At 33.8% G+C, this 19,266-nt stretch carries 20 protein-coding genes; 16 read left to right on the top strand and 4 right to left on the bottom strand.

Going from position 1 to position 19,266, the window contains the following annotated elements:
* Positions 1-5: 5 nt before the first annotated feature.
* The 3 genes from HHX25_RS14215 to HHX25_RS14205 are packed head-to-tail and all read left to right on the top strand — an operon-like array spanning position 6 to position 3,034.
* Positions 6-1,856, top strand: coding sequence for a Xaa-Pro dipeptidyl-peptidase (locus HHX25_RS14215; protein WP_169674850.1), 1,851 nt, complete (start codon positions 6-8; stop codon positions 1,854-1,856).
* Positions 1,857-1,884: 28 nt separating this feature from the next.
* Positions 1,885-2,421 (top strand): Crp/Fnr family transcriptional regulator, encoded by a 537-nt coding sequence (locus HHX25_RS14210; protein ID WP_169674848.1) that lies wholly within the window; start codon positions 1,885-1,887, stop codon positions 2,419-2,421.
* A gap of 52 nt (positions 2,422-2,473) precedes the next feature.
* On the top strand, positions 2,474-3,034 hold the full coding sequence (locus HHX25_RS14205; RefSeq protein WP_169674846.1) for a DinB family protein: 561 nt from the start codon (positions 2,474-2,476) through the stop codon (positions 3,032-3,034).
* Here HHX25_RS14205 and HHX25_RS14200 read toward each other — a convergent pair.
* Entirely contained in the window at positions 3,031-3,672 is a 642-nt protein-coding gene (locus HHX25_RS14200; RefSeq protein WP_169674844.1) for a protein-L-isoaspartate(D-aspartate) O-methyltransferase, read from the bottom strand. The two genes, HHX25_RS14205 and HHX25_RS14200, sit on opposite strands and share 4 nt — an antisense overlap.
* A gap of 157 nt (positions 3,673-3,829) precedes the next feature.
* Between HHX25_RS14200 and HHX25_RS14195 the strand changes: the two genes are divergently transcribed.
* The 11 genes from HHX25_RS14195 to HHX25_RS14145 all read left to right on the top strand — a co-directional run bounded on the left by HHX25_RS14195 (position 3,830) and on the right by HHX25_RS14145 (position 14,574).
* Entirely contained in the window at positions 3,830-4,789 is a 960-nt protein-coding gene (locus HHX25_RS14195; protein WP_169675211.1) for a Gfo/Idh/MocA family protein, read from the top strand.
* A gap of 10 nt (positions 4,790-4,799) precedes the next feature.
* Positions 4,800-5,690 (top strand): 3-hydroxyacyl-CoA dehydrogenase family protein, encoded by an 891-nt coding sequence (locus tag HHX25_RS14190; RefSeq protein ID WP_169674842.1) that lies wholly within the window; start codon positions 4,800-4,802, stop codon positions 5,688-5,690.
* Between the two features lie 76 nt (positions 5,691-5,766).
* Complete coding sequence (locus tag HHX25_RS14185) at positions 5,767-6,054, top strand: four helix bundle protein (protein WP_317169093.1); 288 nt, start codon at positions 5,767-5,769, stop codon at positions 6,052-6,054.
* Between the two features lie 186 nt (positions 6,055-6,240).
* Complete coding sequence (locus tag HHX25_RS14180; protein WP_169674840.1) at positions 6,241-7,479, top strand: DUF1015 domain-containing protein; 1,239 nt, start codon at positions 6,241-6,243, stop codon at positions 7,477-7,479.
* A gap of 52 nt (positions 7,480-7,531) precedes the next feature.
* Positions 7,532-8,002 carry a DinB family protein gene (locus tag HHX25_RS14175; protein ID WP_169674838.1) on the top strand — a complete coding sequence of 157 codons (471 nt, stop codon included), beginning with the start codon at positions 7,532-7,534 and terminating at the stop codon, positions 8,000-8,002.
* A 12-nt stretch (positions 8,003-8,014) separates the two neighbouring features.
* Positions 8,015-8,683 carry a YggS family pyridoxal phosphate-dependent enzyme gene (locus HHX25_RS14170; RefSeq protein WP_169674837.1) on the top strand — a complete coding sequence of 223 codons (669 nt, stop codon included), beginning with the start codon at positions 8,015-8,017 and terminating at the stop codon, positions 8,681-8,683.
* 102 nt (positions 8,684-8,785) lie between these two features.
* Positions 8,786-10,150, top strand: a complete 1,365-nt coding sequence (locus HHX25_RS14165) for an exonuclease domain-containing protein (protein WP_169674835.1) — start codon at positions 8,786-8,788, stop codon at positions 10,148-10,150.
* A gap of 2 nt (positions 10,151-10,152) precedes the next feature.
* Complete coding sequence (locus HHX25_RS14160; protein WP_169674833.1) at positions 10,153-12,114, top strand: DUF3857 domain-containing protein; 1,962 nt, start codon at positions 10,153-10,155, stop codon at positions 12,112-12,114.
* A gap of 24 nt (positions 12,115-12,138) precedes the next feature.
* On the top strand, positions 12,139-12,987 hold the full coding sequence (locus HHX25_RS14155; protein ID WP_169674831.1) for an ion transporter: 849 nt from the start codon (positions 12,139-12,141) through the stop codon (positions 12,985-12,987).
* Positions 12,980-13,885: a tRNA (adenosine(37)-N6)-dimethylallyltransferase MiaA gene (miaA, locus tag HHX25_RS14150; RefSeq protein ID WP_169675209.1), complete on the top strand. Its 906-nt coding sequence runs from the start codon at positions 12,980-12,982 to the stop codon at positions 13,883-13,885. Before HHX25_RS14155 ends, miaA begins: the two co-directional genes overlap by 8 nt.
* 2 nt (positions 13,886-13,887) lie before the next feature.
* Positions 13,888-14,574, top strand: a complete 687-nt coding sequence (locus HHX25_RS14145) for a GNAT family N-acetyltransferase (protein WP_169674829.1) — start codon at positions 13,888-13,890, stop codon at positions 14,572-14,574.
* Positions 14,575-14,597: 23 nt separating this feature from the next.
* On the opposite strand, the gene HHX25_RS14140 is transcribed toward HHX25_RS14145, so the two are convergent.
* The 3 genes from HHX25_RS14140 to HHX25_RS14130 are packed head-to-tail and all read right to left on the bottom strand — an operon-like array spanning position 14,598 to position 17,266.
* Positions 14,598-16,139, bottom strand: coding sequence for a hypothetical protein (locus HHX25_RS14140; protein WP_169674776.1), 1,542 nt, complete (start codon positions 16,137-16,139; stop codon positions 14,598-14,600).
* 19 nt (positions 16,140-16,158) lie between these two features.
* Positions 16,159-16,731 carry a hypothetical protein gene (locus HHX25_RS14135; RefSeq protein ID WP_169674827.1) on the bottom strand — a complete coding sequence of 191 codons (573 nt, stop codon included), beginning with the start codon at positions 16,729-16,731 and terminating at the stop codon, positions 16,159-16,161.
* A complete protein-coding gene (locus HHX25_RS14130) occupies positions 16,715-17,266 on the bottom strand; it encodes an RNA polymerase sigma factor (RefSeq protein ID WP_169674825.1) in 552 nt (183 codons plus the stop codon). Before HHX25_RS14130 ends, HHX25_RS14135 begins: the two co-directional genes overlap by 17 nt.
* Positions 17,267-17,441: 175 nt before the next feature.
* Between HHX25_RS14130 and HHX25_RS14125 the strand changes: the two genes are divergently transcribed.
* Together HHX25_RS14125 and meaB are read left to right on the top strand one after the other, a co-directional pair.
* Positions 17,442-17,996, top strand: coding sequence for a DUF2911 domain-containing protein (locus HHX25_RS14125; RefSeq protein ID WP_169674823.1), 555 nt, complete (start codon positions 17,442-17,444; stop codon positions 17,994-17,996).
* A 112-nt stretch (positions 17,997-18,108) separates the two neighbouring features.
* Entirely contained in the window at positions 18,109-19,182 is a 1,074-nt protein-coding gene (gene meaB / locus HHX25_RS14120) for a methylmalonyl Co-A mutase-associated GTPase MeaB (protein ID WP_169674821.1), read from the top strand.
* The last annotated feature ends 84 nt before the right edge of the window (positions 19,183-19,266 follow it).

The raw sequence follows: 19,266 nt of genomic DNA, 5'->3' as shown, positions 1-19,266 counted from the left end.
AAAACATGTGCAACTCTCTTAGATTAAAGCCTATAGTGTTAACTAGCATCTTATTTGTTACCAGTATCTTTTTAAGTATCGGACAAGAAACTAATAAGGCCGTACCATACTTTAAAAATGGCGAAGCCCAAATTGTAGAGGCTTTTAACGATCCCAGCCAATGGATTAGACAAGACTTATGGGTAGAAACAACCTTTGATACGGATGGTGATGGTAAATTGGATCGCATGCACGTAGCAGTAACAAGACCGCAGCAAACCGAAAGTGAAGGCTTAAAACTCCCCGTCATTTATATTTCAAGCCCTTACTTCGCAGGCGTTGCTCCAAATGTTAATGGGCTATTTTGGGATGTTAAACATGAACTAGGTGAGACTCCAAAAGAGCGTGTGCATCCTGAAGTAACACGAGTAGGCAAACGCCCTATTATATCTAATTCCCATATAAAAAAATGGGTTCCAAGAGGTTATATTGTTGTACACTCATCTTCGCCTGGTACTGGACTCTCACAAGGGGCTCCTACCGTAGGAGGTGAGAATGAGTCATTGGCCCCAAAAGCTGTCATTGATTGGTTATGTGGTCGTGTAAAAGGCTATAAAACCATTGATGGTACCGAAACTGTTACGGCTTATTGGTCTACAGGGAAAGTGGGTATGACTGGCACATCTTATAACGGTACGCTTCCCGTGGCAGCAGCTACGACAGGCGTTGAAGGCTTGGAAGCTATCATTCCTATTGCACCTGTCACCTCTTTTTATAACTATTATAGATCCAACGGATTGGTAAGATCGCCTGGTGGTTATCTCGGAGAAGATGTGGATGTACTTTACGATTTTATTCATAGTGGAGCAGAAGCCAATCGCCCCTATAACAATAAAACTGTTAGAGATACCGAAATGAAAAATGGCATGGATAGAATTACAGGAGACTACAATAATTTCTGGGCAAAACGTAATTATATAGACCATGCAGATAACATGAAAGCAGCCTTATTAATGTCTCATGGGTTTAATGATTGGAATGTGATGACAGAGCACAGTTACAATTTATATGCAAAGGCGAAAGCATTAGGCATCCCAGCTCAAATATATTATCACCAAAAAGGACATGGCGGACCACCTCCCATTAAAATTATGAATCGCTGGTTCACCCGATATTTACACGGTATTAAAAACGGTGTAGAAAATGATGCTAAAGCCTGGATTGTTCGTGAAGACGACAACATGTCCGAACCAACATCCTACAAAGATTACCCAAACCCAGATGCTTCCAACGTAACATTATATTTAACTTCTGAAGCATCTAAAACCGGTGGGTTGCTTACTTCTAAAGTAAAAAAACAAGGCAAAGAGATTTTAATTGATGACTATTCATTTTCTGGCAAAGATTTGGCAACAGCCGAAATCTTAGAACATCGTTTACTCTATGTGACCCCTAAATTAAAAAAGGATATTCATATTTCGGGGGTCCCCAAAGTCACTATTAAATTAGCAAGTAGCAAGTCTGCAGCCAATCTATCCGTTTGGTTGGTATCCTTACCATGGAATAAACAAGATAATGCCGTTATTACAGATAATATCATTACCCGTGGTTGGGCAGATCCTCAAAATTATAAATCGTTAACCCAAAGCAAACCTTTAAAACCTGGAAAGTTTTATGAGGTTTCTTTTGAATTAATGCCCGATGACCAAATCATTAAAGCTGGTCAGCAAATAGGGTTGATGATTTTTTCAAGTGATAAAGAGTTTACCTTACATCCAGAAGCAGGAACCATGTTGACGGTTGATTTGGATGGAACACATTTGACCTTACCTGTTGTTGGTGGTGTCCATACTTTTAATAGGGCTTTGGGAGAATAAAATATTATCTATAAAGATTATTAAAAAAATGAACCCCATCACAGCCCTAATAGAAAAATTGAACGGTCAAAACTTATGGCAAAAAACATTGGAGTTAAAACGGAATGAATACCTAAAAGTAAAAGGTAGTATCGATACCAATTTATACTTGTTAGAAACAGGAGCTGTAAGAATTTTTGTTTTGGATGAATTTGAAGAACATACCATCCGATTTGGCTATCAAAACAATTTAATTGCTGCATTGGACTCTTTTTTAAGTGAAAAGCCTTCCGATTTATATATTCAAGCTTTAAAGCATACCTCCTTAAAAGTTTTAGATAAAAAAGCTTATGTGGATTTTATATCAGAATCTTCCGAAAACACCAAAATATGGCAGCTTATTTTGGAAAACTTTGCACTTCAACAAATGGAAAGAGAGCGCGATATTTTAACAACATCACCTGTTGAGAGATATAACAGAGTTTTAAAACGGAGCCCGCAGCTTTTTCAAGAAATACCCAATAAATATATCGCTTCGTATCTAAGAATGACTCCTGAAACACTTTCAAGAATTAAAAAATCTTAATTTGAATCAATATTTATATGAAGCTTAATTTGAACCTTTGTAAAAAAATATTATGAAGGTGACATCAGAAGCATTAATTGCAGAACTCATAGAAAAAACAAGACTAAACATCAATCAGGTAACCACATGGAACCAAAAAACAATTGATGCACTTAACTGGAAAGAAAATAAAGACATTTGGAGCGCCTTAGAATGCATTGCTCATCTAAATCTATACGGAGACTACTACCTGCCAGAAATAGAACAGCAGATTACTAAAAGCCAATCTAAGCCCGAAACCTATTTTAAAACAGGGTTTTTGGGTAATTATTTCGCTAAAAGTATGCTGCCAAAAGAAAAGCTAAACAAAATGAAAACCTTTAAAGACAAAAATCCCATTGGTAGTGATTTAGACAAAAGAGCTTTAGAGCGCTTTTTAGTACAGCAGGAAAAAATGCTCAAACTCTTGGATAAAGCAAGACATGTAAGCCTTAATAAAACAAAAACTGCCATTAGTATCTCCAAACTATTCAAGCTTAAACTAGGAGATACTTTTAGAGTTGTTATCTACCATAACGAAAGGCATTTGGTACAGGCTCAAAATGTTTTAGAAAATTATTTTGCTGTTCATTAATTCTTATCCTCCAATAAAGGCACAAAACGAAATTCGCCAAATTCTTCTTTCTCAAACTCTTTAGGTCCCTTTCTAATAAAAAGTGTCATAATCTGCACGTTATCCCCAACGGGAATGACCAACCTACCCCCTATTTTCAGCTGACCCAACAAAGGTTTTGGGACAAAGGGAGCCCCAGCGGTAACAATAACACTATCAAACGGTGCTTCATCGACCAACCCCTTGTAGCCATCACCAAAAATAAGTTTTTTGGCACGATAGCCTAACTTGGGCAAAAACTTGCTCGTCTTTTTAAATAATTCTTGCTGACGTTCAATACTGTAAACCTTAGCACCTAATTCACATAAAACAGCAGTTTGATAACCACTTCCTGTACCAATTTCCAAAACTTTATCTCCTTTTTCTACTTGTAATAGTTCACTTTGAAATGCTACGGTATAGGGTTGAGAAATCGTTTGGTCTGCTGCAATAGGAAAGGCTTTATCTTGATAGGCATGGTCTAAAAAACCAGAATCCATAAATAAATGTCTGGGAATTTTGCTTATAGCATGTAAAACATTTACATCTGTTATTCCTTTGGTCTTTAAAACATTAACCAATTGTTGGCGTAAGCCTTTGTGCTTAAAAGTATCTTTCAATGTTAGGGAGCTTTAGTAATGCTAAAATTAGTTAAACATTTGAAAGATGAAAACAAAATAGGCAAAATTTATTTTCACATGAAATAAGCAAAAAATTAGCTATAAATAATCAAATTCATGTTGTAAATATCTTATTTTTGTGGAAAACGTAAAATATATGCTTAAAGTTGGTGTGCTAGGTGCTGGTCACTTGGGAAAAATTCATTTAAGACTCCTTAATCAATCAAAAAAATATAATCTCGTAGGTTTTTATGATGCCGATGAAATTAATGGTAATAATGTAGAAAAAGAATTCGGTTATAAGTTTTTTAGTTCCATAGAAGCTCTTATTGATGCTGTTGATGTCGTAGATATTGTAACACCAACACTTTCGCATTACGACTGTGCGAAACAAGCCATTGCAAAAGGCAGGCATATCTTCATTGAAAAACCAATAACAAATACAGTAGAAGAGGCAGAACACATTAGAGAACTGCTAGCAGAGCATAATCTTAGAGGTCAGGTAGGACACGTAGAGCGTTTTAATCCCGCTTTTACAGCCGTAAAAGATGATATTAAATCGCCCATGTTTATTGAATCACATCGTTTAGCAGAATTTAACCCGAGAGGAACCGATGTTCCTGTGGTATTAGATTTAATGATTCATGATATCGATATTATTTTAAGTCTTGTAGATTCTAAAGTTAAAAATGTCTCGGCAAGCGGAGTTTCTGTAATCAGTGAGACACCAGACATAGCAAACGCTCGAATTGAATTTGAAAATGGCTGTGTGGCGAATCTTACGGCAAGTAGAATATCGTTGAAAAAAATGCGTAAAGCCCGTTTCTTTCAAAAAGATGCTTACATTTCTGTAGATTTCTTAGAAAAAAAATGTGAAGTCGTAAAAATGAAGGATGCCCCTGAAAATCCTGGAGACTTCGATATGATCCTACAAAATGCCGAAGGTGTAAAAAAACAGATTTATTTTGATAATCCAAATATATCGGAAAATAACGCCATTCTCGATGAATTAGAAACATTTGCAGACGCAATAAACAATAACACTTCCCCTATTGTAACGCTTCACGACGGTACAGAAGCACTAAGAGTAGCGACTCAAATAATAAATTGTTTTTAAAAATATTTAGATGAAAAACATTGCAGTTATCGGGGCAGGTACTATGGGTAATGGTATCGCTCATACTTTTGCTCAAAGTGGCTTTACTGTAAAACTTATAGACATAAGTGAAGCTTCACTAGAAAAAGGCATGACAACCATTTCTAAAAACCTGGATAGAATGGTAGCTAAAGAAAAAATCTCTGAAACCGATAAAGCCCAAACCCTATCCAATATCACTACGTTTACCAATATTTATGAAGGTGTTACATCTGTAGACTTAGTTGTAGAAGCTGCTACAGAAAATGTGGATTTAAAACTTGATATCTTCAAAAAATTAGATGAAATCTGTTCTAAGGAAACCATTTTAGCTACAAATACCTCTTCCATATCTATTACACAAATAGCAGCAATAACCTCAAGACCCGATAAAGTAATAGGCATGCATTTTATGAATCCAGTGCCTATTATGAAATTAGTTGAAATTATACGTGGTTATAATACAAGTGACAAGGTCACTAAAAGCATCATGGATATGTCTAAAACTTTAGGTAAAATTCCTGTTGAAGTTAACGACTACCCTGGTTTTGTAGCCAATCGTATTTTAATGCCTATGATTAACGAATCTATAGAAACGCTTTACAATAACGTTGCTGGTGTTAATGAAATTGATACGGTTATGAAATTAGGTATGGCACACCCCATGGGACCATTACAATTAGCTGACTTTATCGGTCTAGATGTATGCCTATCTATACTCCATGTGATGTACGATGGATTTAAAAACCCTAAATACGCCCCTTGCCCATTATTAGTAAATATGGTTAGAGCAGGTAAATTAGGAGTGAAATCTGGTGAAGGTTTTTATGATTATACGAAAAGCAGAAAGGCTGAGCATGTTGCGAAACAGTTTATGAAATAGTGATTGGTAATCAGTTCGCAGTGTTCAGTAATCAGTGTTCAGTTGGTAGCATAATCTCTAAATTAAAATTTAAGTAATGAAGTTTCAAGATTTATTGGCTTATAGAAAGGCATTCGATTTAGCTATGAAAATTTTTCATTTATCAAAACACTTTCCAAAAGAAGAAACATATTCGCTTACAGATCAGGTTAGGAGATCTTCCAGAAGTGTTTGTGCAAATATATCTGAGGCTTATCGTAAAAGGTTATATCCTAAACATTTTGTTAGCAAGTTAACCGACTGTGATGCTGAAAATTCAGAAATACAAACGTGGTTAGAGTTTTCTTTACATTGTGGCTATATTTCAAAAAGAAACTTTCTCTAATCTGATGGGTAGAAAGTAATGAAGTTGAAATATTAATTAACTATATGATACTAAATCCTTGAAAATTCGGCTCCAAATGATGAATTGGCAGTATTCAGTTCGATGTTCGGTATTTAGCGTTTGGTGCTCACTGATCACTACCAACTGATTACTGAACACTGCGAACTGATTACTAAACACTAAAACATGACAAAAATAATCCCATTTAAAGCAGTAAGACCAACGCGAGATAAAGTTAGTTTAGTTGCTGCGCGCTCCTATCAAACATACACCTTAGCAGAACGTGAATCCAGAATGGGCTACAATCCGTTTTCATTTTTACATATTATAAACCCTGGATATAAGTATCACAAACATATTTCTGGAAAAGAACGCTATGCTTTAGTTAGAAATCGCTATTTAGAATTTAAGGAAGATGCTATTTTTATTCAAGATAAAGCACCTAGTTACTATATATATAAAATTGTAAACAGAGAAGGACACATTTTTTCAGGAATCATTGCAGCAGCTAGCTCGGAAGATTATGAAAATGATGTAATCAAAAAGCACGAAGACACCATTGAGTATAGAGAAAACGTCTTTAAAGATTATTTAAAAACAGTTCGTTTTAATGCAGAGCCTGTTCTTTTAACTTATCCAGATAATACCATTATTGGTAACATTATTTCCGAAACACAAAAAGATAGAGCCGAGTTTGAGTTTACGACCACCTACAGAGATACACATTATTTATGGAAACTTGACGATGCTAAATCAATAGACCTTATAAGTAACGAATTCGAAAAAATTGATACAATATACATTGCAGATGGACACCATAGGTCTGCTTCTTCGTATTTGCTGGCTAAAGATTTAAAATCTGAAAACGATAAACATACTGGAAATGAACCGTACAATTACTTTATGACCTATTTAATTCCTGAATCGAACTTAAGAATTCATGAATTCAACAGACTGGTTAAAGATTTAAATGGACTAAGCAAAGAAGCCTTTTTAATTAAATTGGATACCATGTATCGTATTGAAAATAGAGGCAGTGAATTATACAGACCAACTGGCAAACATCATTTTAGTATGTATCTTGATGGCGAGTTCTATTCACTATATCTAAGAAAAAGTAATTATACATTCAAGAATGCTCTTGATGCTTTAGATACGCAGATTCTTTATAAAACCATTTTAGAGCCTATTTTAGGGGTTAAGAATTTACGTAACGACAAGCGAATCGCTTATTCACATGGAAAAAACGATCTGGTAACTATAAAGAATAAAGTCGATAGTGGTGAATTTGAAATAGGTTTTGGCTTGGTCCCTATTACTGTTGAAGAAATGAAGGCCATTGCCAACAATCACTTAACCATGCCTCCAAAAAGCACTTTTATTGAACCGAAATTACGAAGCGGTGTCACAATTTATGAATTTTGATTCATTATTAGGCATTTGATCTTCCATTAAATGAACCTATAAAAAAGTTTATATGAACCCAACTGAAATTATTTTATTGAACTTTTCCGAAATTAGAAAACGTAGTCTAAAACTTTGGCAAGGTATTCCTAAAGAACACCTACATTGGAAGCCTGATGAACAAGCTTTTAGTATTATAGAAATGATAAGACACGTGCTAGAAGGCGAGCACTTATTTCATAAAATAATTGAGAAAAGAGGTAATTTAGGAGCCTACAAATCCCCTTGGGAAAACCTACCTTATAAAAGTATAGATGCAGAACTTAAATTTGCTGAAACTTATAGAGAGGATTTTACTAATATGATTAAAAGTTTTAACACACAGGATCTAGAGCAAATAAGAATTGAACGCAGTGAGGTTGGACAAAGTAAAATACTTGGAGATTACCTTAACCGCATAGCATACCACGAATCTGTGCATACAGGGCAAATGTTATCTTATTTGCGAACTATTGGTATAGACAGGCCTTTAATTTGGGACTAATATTATTTAATAATGAGTATAAAACAAAATCTTAATAATATAAAATCGGCATTACCAGAACATGTAACATTAGTTGCCGTTTCCAAAACAAAGCCCGTAAGCGATTTAATGGAAGCCTATAATGCCGGACAACGTGTTTTTGGAGAAAATAAAATCCAAGAAATGGTAGACAAACACCATGATATGCCTAAAGACGTTGAATGGCACATGATTGGACATGTTCAAAGTAATAAGGTAAAATATATGGCCCCCTTTGTGCGTTTAATTCATGGCGTAGATAACTTTAAGCTTTTAAAAGAAATAAACAAACAAGCCATAAAACATGAAAGGGTTATAGATTGTTTACTCCAGATAAAGATAGCTTCAGAAGACTCTAAATTTGGAATGACACCAGAAGAAGCATCAGAGATTATAAAATCGGATACCTTTTCAGAATTAAAAAATATTAAGGTTGTTGGACTCATGGGAATGGCAACATTTACCGAAGATGAAAATCAAGTAAAGAAAGAATTCAATTATTTAAAAGATACTTTTGAAAATTTAAAGCAAATAAATACCCATAACCATCAATTAAACACGGTAAGTATGGGGATGAGTGGTGATTATCTATTAGCTATTAAATGCGGTAGTACCATGGTTAGAGTTGGAAGTAGTATATTTGGGGCAAGAAGTTATCAATAAGCACTTTAAGAAACAGGCAATACTACAATATGATAGATTGTCTAAACTTAAAAAAACACGCAGTCACACTAACAAAAAAACAAATAAACGCAGAAACATTTTTTGTACGCAATACTAGACATAGAAACTACTGGAGGTAAGTATAACGAAGAGGGCATTACAGAAATTGCAATCTATAAATATGATGGACATCAAGTAGTTGATCAATTTATAAGCTTGGTTAACCCAGAACGCGAAATACAACCTTTTGTAGTAAACTTAACTGGTATTAATAGCAGCATGTTGCGTAATGCGCCAAAATTTTATGAGGTTGCCAAACGTATTGTCGAGATTACAGACGATTGTATTTTAGTAGCTCACAATGCACAGTTCGATTATCGTATTTTAAAAACAGAATTTAGCCGCTTGGGGTTTGATTTTGAAAGAAAATCACTTTGTACGGTTGAACTATCAAAAAACCTAATTCCAGATCAACCTTCCTATAGTTTAGGTAAATTGGTTAGATCGCTCGGTATTCCCGTTACAGATAGACATCGGGCTTCTGGCGATGCTTTAGCCACAGTAAAATTGTTTAAAATACTTTTAGATAAAGACACTACTAAAAGTATTATTCAAGAATCGGTAAGAGCAAATCCAAAACATCAATTAGAGCCAAGGCATATAGATATTATCAATGAATTACCAGCCATAACCGGGGTTTATTATATTCATAAAGCCGATGGAGATATTATTTACATTGGAAAAAGCAATAATATAAAAAAACGTATCAACCAGCATTTTACGAGTACCAATCAAAAATCAAAAAAAATACAAGCTCAAGTTACTGCTGTAACCTACGAGGCTACAGGGAGTGAACTCGTTGCTCTTTTAAAAGAAAGTGAAGAAATAAAACGTGTAAAACCAATTTTTAACAGAGCATTGCGCAGAACAAGCTTCACACATGCTTTATACAGTTTTAAAGATGAAAACGATTATATTAATTTAAAAATTGATATTGCAGACGCACGAAAAAAGCCAGTAACCACTTTTACCAATAGACAAAGTGGCAAGAGTTTTATAATTAAGGCTATTGAAGAATATAAGCTATGCCAAAAATTAACAGGAATTTACAAAACCAAATCCAGCTGTTTCAATTACGATATAAAAACCTGCGAAGGTGCTTGTATACAAAAAGAATCTACTGAGTCTTATAACAAAAGAGTCGAGTTATTATTATCCAAAAACAGCTATTCCAATAAAAATATGGTTATTATTGACAAAGGGCGGGATGTTGATGAACGTAGTGCTATATTAATTGAGAATGGTGTATTTAAAGGCCTAGGGTTCTTCAATCTTAATTATCAAATAAATAACATCGAAGTTTTAGAATCCATTATTACACCAATGAATAATAATCGGGATACACAACACATCATTCAAAGCTATCTTCGTAAAAATAAAAAGGTGAAACAAATTATATTAGACTAAGCATGAAACAAACTTTACTCTTTTTTTTATTAATCTCCAATCTAACTCTTTTTTCTCAATCTAATTTTAACTCTGAATCTTACAGGGTCACCTTAGCAGATATAGAAACAAACACGTTTAAAAAAGATTCCACTGCTAACGCCATAATCATTTACAAATACGGAAATAGCTTTGTAGATAGAGCTGATTATGACTTGATAACCGAAGTAAAACAAAAAATAAAAATATTAAACAAGGAAGGCTTTAATAAAGCTACTATTTCCATCCATTTGTATAAAACCAGCGATAAAAGGGAAAAAGTAGATGACATTGTTGCAACGACTTATAACCTAGTTGACGGAAATGTTACTAAAACCCAATTACTTGAAAAGGATATTTTTAGAGAGGAATACGACGAAAACCACACCTTTGTAAAATTTACGTTGCCCAATATTAAAGAAGGCTCTGTAATAACTTATAGTTACAAACTTACTTCCCCTTTCAAATTTAATTACAAAGGGTGGGATTTTCAAAGTGATGTACCAACTTTATATAACGAATATAGAACAAGTATTCCAGGGAATTGGCACTATAATATTAAATTAATAGGTGGCCAAAAATTAACAACAAATACAACAGAAATTGAGAAGAAATGCTTAGAAGGTTATAGAGGCGGCCATGCAGATTGCGGGAATAGTGTTTATGCCATGAAGGATATCCCTGCTTTTATAGAAGAAGATTATATGACTTCTAAAAGCAATTATTTGGCAAGAGTTGAGTATGAGCTACAAACACTGAAGGCTTTTGATGGTAGAGAATACAATTATGCAAAAACATGGAAAACTGTAGATAGAGAATTTAAAACAGATAAAGATATTGGAAAACAATTAAATAAGTCTATAGATTTAGAAGATTTGTTAACTCCCGAAATTATCAACGAAAAGGGTTTATTAAAAAAGGCAAAAGCTATTTACAAGTATGTTCAAGAAAGCTATACCTGGAACGGAGATTATAAAATATTCAAAGATGTTTCGGTTAAAAATTTAATTAAAAACAAATCAGGAAATGTGTCATCCATAAATATTTTACTTCATAATTTGTTAAAAGAAGCTAATATTAATGTAAAACCTGTATTAATATCAACCAGAGGAAATGGGTTTGCCACAAAAATTTTTCCAGTTATTTCTGAATTTAACTACCTTATCAATCAAGTCACCATAGAAGATACTATCTACTATTTAGATGCTACAGATAACTACTTGGCCTTTGGAGACATTCCTTTTAGGTGTTTAAACCATTATGGCAGGCTTATGGATTTCAAAAATGGCAGCGAGTGGGTAGATATAAAGCCAAGTAAGCCTTCAAATGTTCTTTACAAAGCAGAAATGCATCTTGATGAAAATGAAAACATCTCTGGAAATATAACTTCAAAACGAACGGGATACCACGCTTTAAATTATAAAAAAAAATACTACCCTAACCCTGGAGCCTATATTCAAACTCTAGAAAACAGGTTTCCTTATTTAGATATTTCTGAATTTAAAGTAACAAGCGATGGAATAACCAGTTCAGACTTCAAAGAAACTTACCGTATAGACTATAACTATGAAGATACTGGTGATAACATTTATCTAAATCCTTTTTTTGTTGTTTTTTTTAATGAAAACCCTTTCAGGCTTCAAGAAAGAACATATCCCATCGATTTTGGTTATAAAGACACTTATTTTTATCTATTCAATCTTCGTTTCGATGATAGTAAATATATCATAGCAGAACATCCTGAAGAAAAAACCATCGCCTTACCAAACCATTCTGGTAAAATTACTTTCTCTACTAAAGTTATTGGTAATTCTATTGGGGTTATGCTAAAAATAGACTTTAAAAAAGCTATTTACGGGCCAGAGTATTATGCTTCCTTAAAAGAGTTCATGAGTAAAATTATAGATATCCAAACGAATTCGCTGATACTTTTAAAGAAAAAGTAATCTATCTTTCTTACTTTTGAATACATGGATAAACCCAAAAAAAGGCATTGGAAAACAAAACTTCATGATATTATATATGAAGCTGATACACCTGCTGGAAAATTATTTGATATTATTTTACTTGTAACCATTATTGCAAGTATTATCTTGGTCATGCTAGAGAGCGTTAAAGCTTTCGATACCAAATATCATAATTTTCTCAACATATCCGAATGGGTTATCACCATACTTTTTAGCATAGAGTACATAGCTAGAATGGTTACTGTAAAAAAGCCGTATAAGTATGTTACCAGTTTTTATGGTATCGTTGATTTACTGGCTACCATTCCAAAATACATATCACTAATTTTTGGTGGTGTACATGCCTTAGCTGCTTTACGTGCTTTACGATTGTTACGGGTATTTAGGATATTAAAATTAGCTCGCTATTTAGGCGCATCTAACACATTGTTGAAAGCCTTAAAAGCAAGTCGCGTAAAAATATCTGTCTTTTTATTTACTGTTATTATAATTTCTATCATTCTAGGTACTATTATGTATCTGGTTGAAGGCGATCAAGCTGGTTTTACAAGTATTCCTACCAGTGTTTATTGGTGTATTGTTACGCTTACTACTGTTGGATATGGTGATATTTCGCCTATAACTCCACTTGGACAATTTATAGCGTCAATCGTTATGATATTGGGATATGGTATCATAGCCGTGCCAACAGGGATTGTGTCCGCAGAGTATGCTACACAAAATAAAGCAGATAAAGAACTAGATAAAAGCGTGCCTTTAAACTCTCGGTCTTGTGCTAACTGTATGGCAGAAAAACATAAAGATGGTGCTAAGTTTTGCTATAAATGTGGGCATAATTTACATGATGAATAAAACACTTATTTCCATAGTTGGGCCAACTGCCATAGGCAAGACAGCTTTAAGTATAAAATTAGCTAATCATTTTAATACCGAAATTCTGTCGACAGATTCTCGGCAGTTTTTTAAAGAAATGCAAATAGGAACTGCTGCTCCAACACCAGAAGAATTAGCCGCAGCCAAACATCATTTTATCCATCATAAATCTATAACCGACACCTATAACGTTGGCGCTTTTGAAAAGGATGCCATACATGTTTTAAATACACTTTTTAAAACGCATGATACTGTTATTATGGTTGGTGGTTCTGGATTGTATGTTGATGCGGTCACTAAAGGATTGGATGATTTCCCTGAAGTCGCAAGTCATATCCGTGAATCACTTAACAAGGATTTAGCAACTAAAGGGTTGTCGCATTTACAAGAGCAATTAATGCAGCTCGACACTGTGGCTTACAATTCGATTGCTATTGATAATCCGCACCGCGTCATTCGTGCTTTAGAAATTTGTATTGGCACTGGCAAGCCCTATTCATCTTTTTTAAAAAAGGGAAAATTAAAACGCCCTTTTAAAACGATTACCGTTGGACTCACTGCAGAAAGGTCGACCATATACGATCGCATTAACAAACGGGTAGATATTATGATGCAGGAAGGTTTACTAGATGAAGTTAAAAGCTTAATATCTTTTAAAAAATTAAACGCCTTAAATACTGTTGGTTACAAAGAGTTATTTAATTATTTAAATGCCGAATGGACACTCGATTTCGCTGTTTCTGAAATAAAAAAGAACACACGTCGTTTTGCCAAACGCCAACTCACCTGGTTTAAAAAAAATGATGAAACCTTATGGTTTGATTTCATGACACCAAAAGAAGTTATTATTAATCAAATAAATCAAAAAATATCTTAGCAATGGTAATACCTGAAGATGCTCTAGATAATCCTGTTTGGTTCTCTTTAACCGATTGCCATTCCGATAAGGCAATAGATTATGGTTATGTGAAATTTTTTCATCCAGATTATGGCCCTTTTGGTGCTTTTATAAATAATGCAGACACTAGCATTGCTATAGAAAAATATGCCCAATTAATTGATGATTTTTTTATTGTTGGTGATAAACCCCAAATACCAATAGGCTTTAAGGAACCTATAAAATATGTAGGTTTACAAATGATTATATATCATAAAATAAATTTTCCCATTACCGAAACTATCATCAGGTTAACAGAAGCACATTACAGTGACCTCATAGACTTGGTGAAGCTAGTATACCCTGAATACTTCAAACCAAAAACAAATGAGTTAGGGCATTATTATGGGATATATAAAGATAATAAGCTTGTGGCTGTAACTGGCGAACGGATGCAAACTAATAAATTTATCGAAATAAGCGCTGTAATAACACACCCCAATTATACAGGTAGAGGCTATGCAAAACAACTCATAGCGCACACTGTAGAAGGTATATTTAAGCAAAATAAGATTCCCTTTTTACATGTAGACCAAACCAATCTGGGACCTATACAATTATATAAAAAACTTGGATTTACTCTCCGAAGAAAATTTAATTTTTGGAAAATAAGTAATAAAAAACGTTGAAAACAGCAAACTGTAAGGTAAAATTACTGCATAGTGACATGGCTATATTTAGCATTTACAAGAATACTTTTTCCGCTTGCCAAACTACCCGTGGAGAAGTTAGAAGTATTATGATTAAGTCCTTTTTTGGGGTGGCTTACGTGCGAACGATTGCCTTTATACTGTAAATTAAAATTTACTTTAGGAAGAGCTATAACCGCATTACTGTTTTGGATAATAATATTTAAGTTGGAAAAGGCATCATCGATATCTAAAATCTTTAAGTCCCCTATATTTCCATCTATAATAGCACTTCCTAATAAATGTTTTATAGTGGTATTGGATGAGTTCGAATTTAAAACCATTTGTTTTACATGAACTAATTCAACATCTTCTGAATAACTAAGGTTTAATTCTCCCAAATTCCAATAATTCACATAAATAGGCGAATATGAAGCATTAACGGAAGTAGAACTTCCATTAATGCTATATGCCGTGAATTTTGTATGAGACAAGTCTGCTTTTAAGTCATCAACATTAGCAGCAAACTCTATTTCGCCATGCCTTACATTAACCTTTAGCTTAGCTTTTTTAGGCATTTTTATTTTAATAGTCTTTTTTACTTTAGAGCTAGATTCTCTATTAACCAACCTTTCAATTAAAACTTTTCTGTTTTTTACTAACTTTTCTCGTTCTTCTGCATGCCTTTCGTGCCTTTCAACTATTTTTTCTCGTATTCTTTCTTGTTTCGCCCTATTTCTCTCTTGCTGTGCTCGCGCTCTTTCTTGTTGTGCCCTTGCTCTTTCTTCCTGTGCTTCTGCCTTTCTTTCCATTCTTTCAGCAAAACGCTCACCCCATTCTTGCATACGCTCACCATATTCTTCTTGCCATTCTTCATCAAATTTTTCCGCCCATGCTTTCATTTCCTTACCATACTTCTCTTTCCATTCTTTTCCAAATTTATCACCCCACTCCTCCATTTTCTTAGCGTATTCTTTTCCAAATTTAGACTCAAACTTTTGTGTATATTCTTCCAAATACTTCTCTCCATCCTTTTTATAGGCTTTGTAATCGAACTGAACCTCATTAAGTCCTTCTGGTAATTCAGGTAATGGAGGAAGCACTGGCATTACAGGCATTTCAGGAAGCGCTGGTATCTCAGGAAGTTCTGGTATTTCGGGAATTTCTGGTAATTCTGCCAATTCAAACTTTAACTCTTCTAGTATTGCATGAACAGCCTCATCGTCATGACTTCCTGAGCGATAAACCCAGGAGTTTACTCTGGCTTTGGCTGTAATTGCTACTTGTCTATTTGATGCATCCACATCAACATTCCAGTTTTTCAAGGCATTCTCTAATGCTTCTTTGCTTAAATCATCAGATTCAATATAAGCCTCTATTTCAATGGTATCTTTATTCCATGTGTCAAATACAATATTGCAATGACTTGTATTTAAATCGATAGTAACATCTTCATCTACTCCAATAGATTGCGATATTTTGGTCAACTTTTGTTGTGCTATAAGCCCCCCAGTAATAAGAAAGCCTAAAGCAAATAATTTGATTTTTATAATTATCTTGTTCATTTTTTGATTTTTAGATTGATTATCCTACCTCTTTGGTAATACTATCTGAGGTATTTAATGCCTTTAATTGATCTCTTAAACGGTACAAAAGGTTTAAACGAAACTTCAAATTATCAATTAGCGCATTTACTGTTAACTCGCTTGGTCCCGACTCAGTTAACTCTGTCGATAAACGCTTGTATTCTTTATCGAGTTCATCTAATTGCAGCAAATACCCATCGAAAAGGTCTTTGGTTTCCGGAGTATATTTTATTTTAGATAATTCTAAATTAATACTTGCCAAATAATAATCTTCAACTTTTTTAAGACCAGGAGAAATGTCCCCAAGCGATTTTGTATTAACTGTTTCTGTAGCCACGACTTCTACATCTGCTGGTTTATCTACTGGAGATTGGAAAAACTTAAAAGCCCCAAAACCCAAGCCTAAAAACAATACGATACTTGCTGCTATATGCATCCAATTAAATTTAGTGTTGCGTACTGTTGGTATTTCTTCATTTAACTTTTTAAGAAATCTTTCTTGATGATTTTCTGGCATTTTTTCATGCGTTATTTTATCATCTTTAAACAGCTCTCTAATATCTCGTGCCATCTTTTTTAAGTGTTAACAGTTCTTGTAATTTACTTTTACCTCTCGATAATTGTGTTCTTGACGCCACTTCAGAAATATTTAAAATCTCTGAGATTTCCTGATGGTCATATCCTTCAATTAAATAAAGCATCACAACATATTGATATTTATCAGGTAATTTATTAATAGCTGTCTTTACATCATTTAATGTAATTGCGTCGCCTACGAACCATTTGTCATCATAAGTTGTATCAACCACTTTTAGGTGCACCTCTTCTAACGCAACAAGTTCTTGTTTTTTAGATTTTAAGAGGTCGATACTTTTATTAATAACAATACGTTTTAACCAAGCACCAAAAGTAACTTCAGCTTTATATTGGTCTAGCTTAACAAAAGCCTTCAAAAAGGCTTCCTGCACTACATCCTCCGCTTCAGTAGCATCTTTTAAAAACCGTTTGGCAACAATATACATCCCATCACAGTACTGGTTGTATAACTGTAATTGTGCTTTCCGATTGTTCTGTTTACATTGTTCAATAATGTCAACTTGAAACATGCTAATTCTACTTTTGGTAATAAGTTAGTTCGTTTAAAAGACGATAAAAAAAATGTTGTGTGACAAAAAAGAATATTTTTTCTCGTCTTAAATAAGAAAATTAAAAAAATCTGCGTTAACATTATTAATAATCATCACTTTTTAAAGTATATTTATACCCTTTAAAATTCTCTATATGAACACCTTCTTAAAGCGTATATTAATTCTTTTGTCCGTAATTGCCTTGGGGTTATTTCTATATTCCTTTTTTGTTGAAAATATTTTTTCGCAACGCCTAAGTCCTAAAGATACTGTAGAATTTAAACTGAATGATTTAAAGCTTGAAGTGTTTTACAATAGACCTTCCAAAAAAAATAGAGCTATTTTTGGCGCTTTAGTACCTTTTAATCAAGTATGGCGTACTGGGGCCAATGAAGCTACTACTTTTGAAACCAACCAAACTCTTGACGTACAAGGTATGCCTTTGCCTATAGGAAAATATACGCTTTGGACCGTACCAAAGGATACAACCTGGACCGTTATATTTAATTCTAAACAATATCCTTGGGGTGTGAATTCTGATATGAAACCGATGTGGGATCCTAATTATGATGTTTTAAATATTGAAGTTCCTGTACAGAAATTATCATCTACAGTAGAACAATTTACAATTGCTTTCGATAATTCTACAGACAATTTATTTTTAACCATGGCGTGGGATGATGTGAAGGTTTCTTTACCACTCAAGTAAGCATCAAGAACCAGATATCTAAGTTATTTTTAGACAATCTTATTTAACCTAAGCCTCGTTAAAATTGAATTTCACTAATAAAATAGTAAATTAGACAAACATTTGGTTATTCGTGGCAAAAGAAAAAAAATCTGCACTTGAAGAAAAAAAAGGTGTTTCTATTTCTGAAATTACCAATCAATCTACTATAAAAACCATTAAGGAGAAAAGACGGGCCAAAATTAATACAGATGTTCTAGTGTCCTCCATTTTAAAAAAGGATATTACGGCCTTAAGCAGAGCAATTACTTTAGTTGAAAGTAAAAACCCAATGCACTTAAAAAAAGCGAATACTATAATAAAAGCATGTTTACCGCATGCAAACAATTCTGTTCGTATAGGTATTACGGGGGTACCAGGTGTTGGAAAAAGTACTTTTATAGAGGCCTTTGGCAAGCATATTACTTCAAAAGGAAAACGTATTGCTGTATTAGCTATAGACCCTAGCAGCTCACTTACTAAAGGCAGTATTTTGGGTGATAAGACTAGAATGGAAGATCTGGTAAGAGATAACAATGCTTTTATTCGTCCATCTGCTTCGGGAGACTCATTAGGGGGTGTTGCCAGAAAAACCAGAGAGGCTATTATTTTGTGTGAAGCTGCTGGTTTTGATGTTATTATTATTGAAACCGTTGGTGTTGGTCAAAGCGAAACAACAGTTCATAGCATGGTCGATTTCTTTTTATTATTAAAATTGGCTGGCGCTGGTGACGAGTTACAAGGAATAAAACGAGGTATTATAGAAATGGCAGATGCTATTGCCATTAACAAAGCTGATGGAGATAATTTAAAGCGGGCAAAACTTGCAAAAGTAGAATTTAACAGAGCCCTTCACCTCTACCCTGAAAAACCCTCAAAGTGGCAACCTAAAGTAATTGTCTGTAGCGCCCTTAAAAATGAAGGCATTGACACCATTTGGAAATTTATTTTAGATTTTATCGCCATGACTACTAAAAACAACCATTTTTATACAAAACGAAACGAGCAAAATAAATTTTGGCTCATACAAACCATAGAGGAACAATTGAAATTTGACTTTTTTAATCGTTCCAAAATTAAAAAAGAACTCGAAAATCAATTGCAGCTTATAGAAGCTAATCAAACAACACCTTTTGCTGCTGCCGATTATTTATTAGGATTGGACTAACTCACTAAATTTATTATTAATTCAATTTCTTAAACAAAAAAAGCCTGAAAATGATACCGTTATTCAGGCTTGAGGAAATAAATT

The sequence above is a fragment of the Flavivirga algicola genome (assembly GCF_012910715.1).
Taxonomy (GTDB): Bacteria; Bacteroidota; Bacteroidia; order Flavobacteriales; family Flavobacteriaceae; genus Flavivirga; species Flavivirga algicola.
This window is presented reverse-complemented; position numbering and strand designations above follow the sequence as displayed.

What these genes read in the sequence shown, in the direction of transcription:
- HHX25_RS14160 (WP_169674833.1), top strand. Translation starts at nt 10,153, where the DNA reads ATGAAACAAACTTTACTCTTTTTTTTATTAATCTCCAATCTAACTCTT.
- miaA (WP_169675209.1), top strand. Translation starts at nt 12,980, where the DNA reads ATGAATAAAACACTTATTTCCATAGTTGGGCCAACTGCCATAGGCAAG.
- HHX25_RS14175 (WP_169674838.1), top strand. Translation starts at nt 7,532, where the DNA reads ATGAACCCAACTGAAATTATTTTATTGAACTTTTCCGAAATTAGAAAA.
- HHX25_RS14180 (WP_169674840.1), top strand. Translation starts at nt 6,241, where the DNA reads ATGACAAAAATAATCCCATTTAAAGCAGTAAGACCAACGCGAGATAAA.
- HHX25_RS14195 (WP_169675211.1), top strand. Translation starts at nt 3,830, where the DNA reads ATGCTTAAAGTTGGTGTGCTAGGTGCTGGTCACTTGGGAAAAATTCAT.
- HHX25_RS14185 (WP_317169093.1), top strand. Translation starts at nt 5,767, where the DNA reads ATGAAGTTTCAAGATTTATTGGCTTATAGAAAGGCATTCGATTTAGCT.
- HHX25_RS14130 (WP_169674825.1), bottom strand. Translation starts at nt 17,266, where the DNA reads ATGTTTCAAGTTGACATTATTGAACAATGTAAACAGAACAATCGGAAA.
- HHX25_RS14190 (WP_169674842.1), top strand. Translation starts at nt 4,800, where the DNA reads ATGAAAAACATTGCAGTTATCGGGGCAGGTACTATGGGTAATGGTATC.
- HHX25_RS14145 (WP_169674829.1), top strand. Translation starts at nt 13,888, where the DNA reads ATGGTAATACCTGAAGATGCTCTAGATAATCCTGTTTGGTTCTCTTTA.
- HHX25_RS14155 (WP_169674831.1), top strand. Translation starts at nt 12,139, where the DNA reads ATGGATAAACCCAAAAAAAGGCATTGGAAAACAAAACTTCATGATATT.
- HHX25_RS14170 (WP_169674837.1), top strand. Translation starts at nt 8,015, where the DNA reads ATGAGTATAAAACAAAATCTTAATAATATAAAATCGGCATTACCAGAA.
- HHX25_RS14125 (WP_169674823.1), top strand. Translation starts at nt 17,442, where the DNA reads ATGAACACCTTCTTAAAGCGTATATTAATTCTTTTGTCCGTAATTGCC.
- HHX25_RS14210 (WP_169674848.1), top strand. Translation starts at nt 1,885, where the DNA reads ATGAACCCCATCACAGCCCTAATAGAAAAATTGAACGGTCAAAACTTA.
- HHX25_RS14135 (WP_169674827.1), bottom strand. Translation starts at nt 16,731, where the DNA reads ATGGCACGAGATATTAGAGAGCTGTTTAAAGATGATAAAATAACGCAT.
- HHX25_RS14205 (WP_169674846.1), top strand. Translation starts at nt 2,474, where the DNA reads ATGAAGGTGACATCAGAAGCATTAATTGCAGAACTCATAGAAAAAACA.
- HHX25_RS14140 (WP_169674776.1), bottom strand. Translation starts at nt 16,139, where the DNA reads ATGAACAAGATAATTATAAAAATCAAATTATTTGCTTTAGGCTTTCTT.
- HHX25_RS14215 (WP_169674850.1), top strand. Translation starts at nt 6, where the DNA reads ATGTGCAACTCTCTTAGATTAAAGCCTATAGTGTTAACTAGCATCTTA.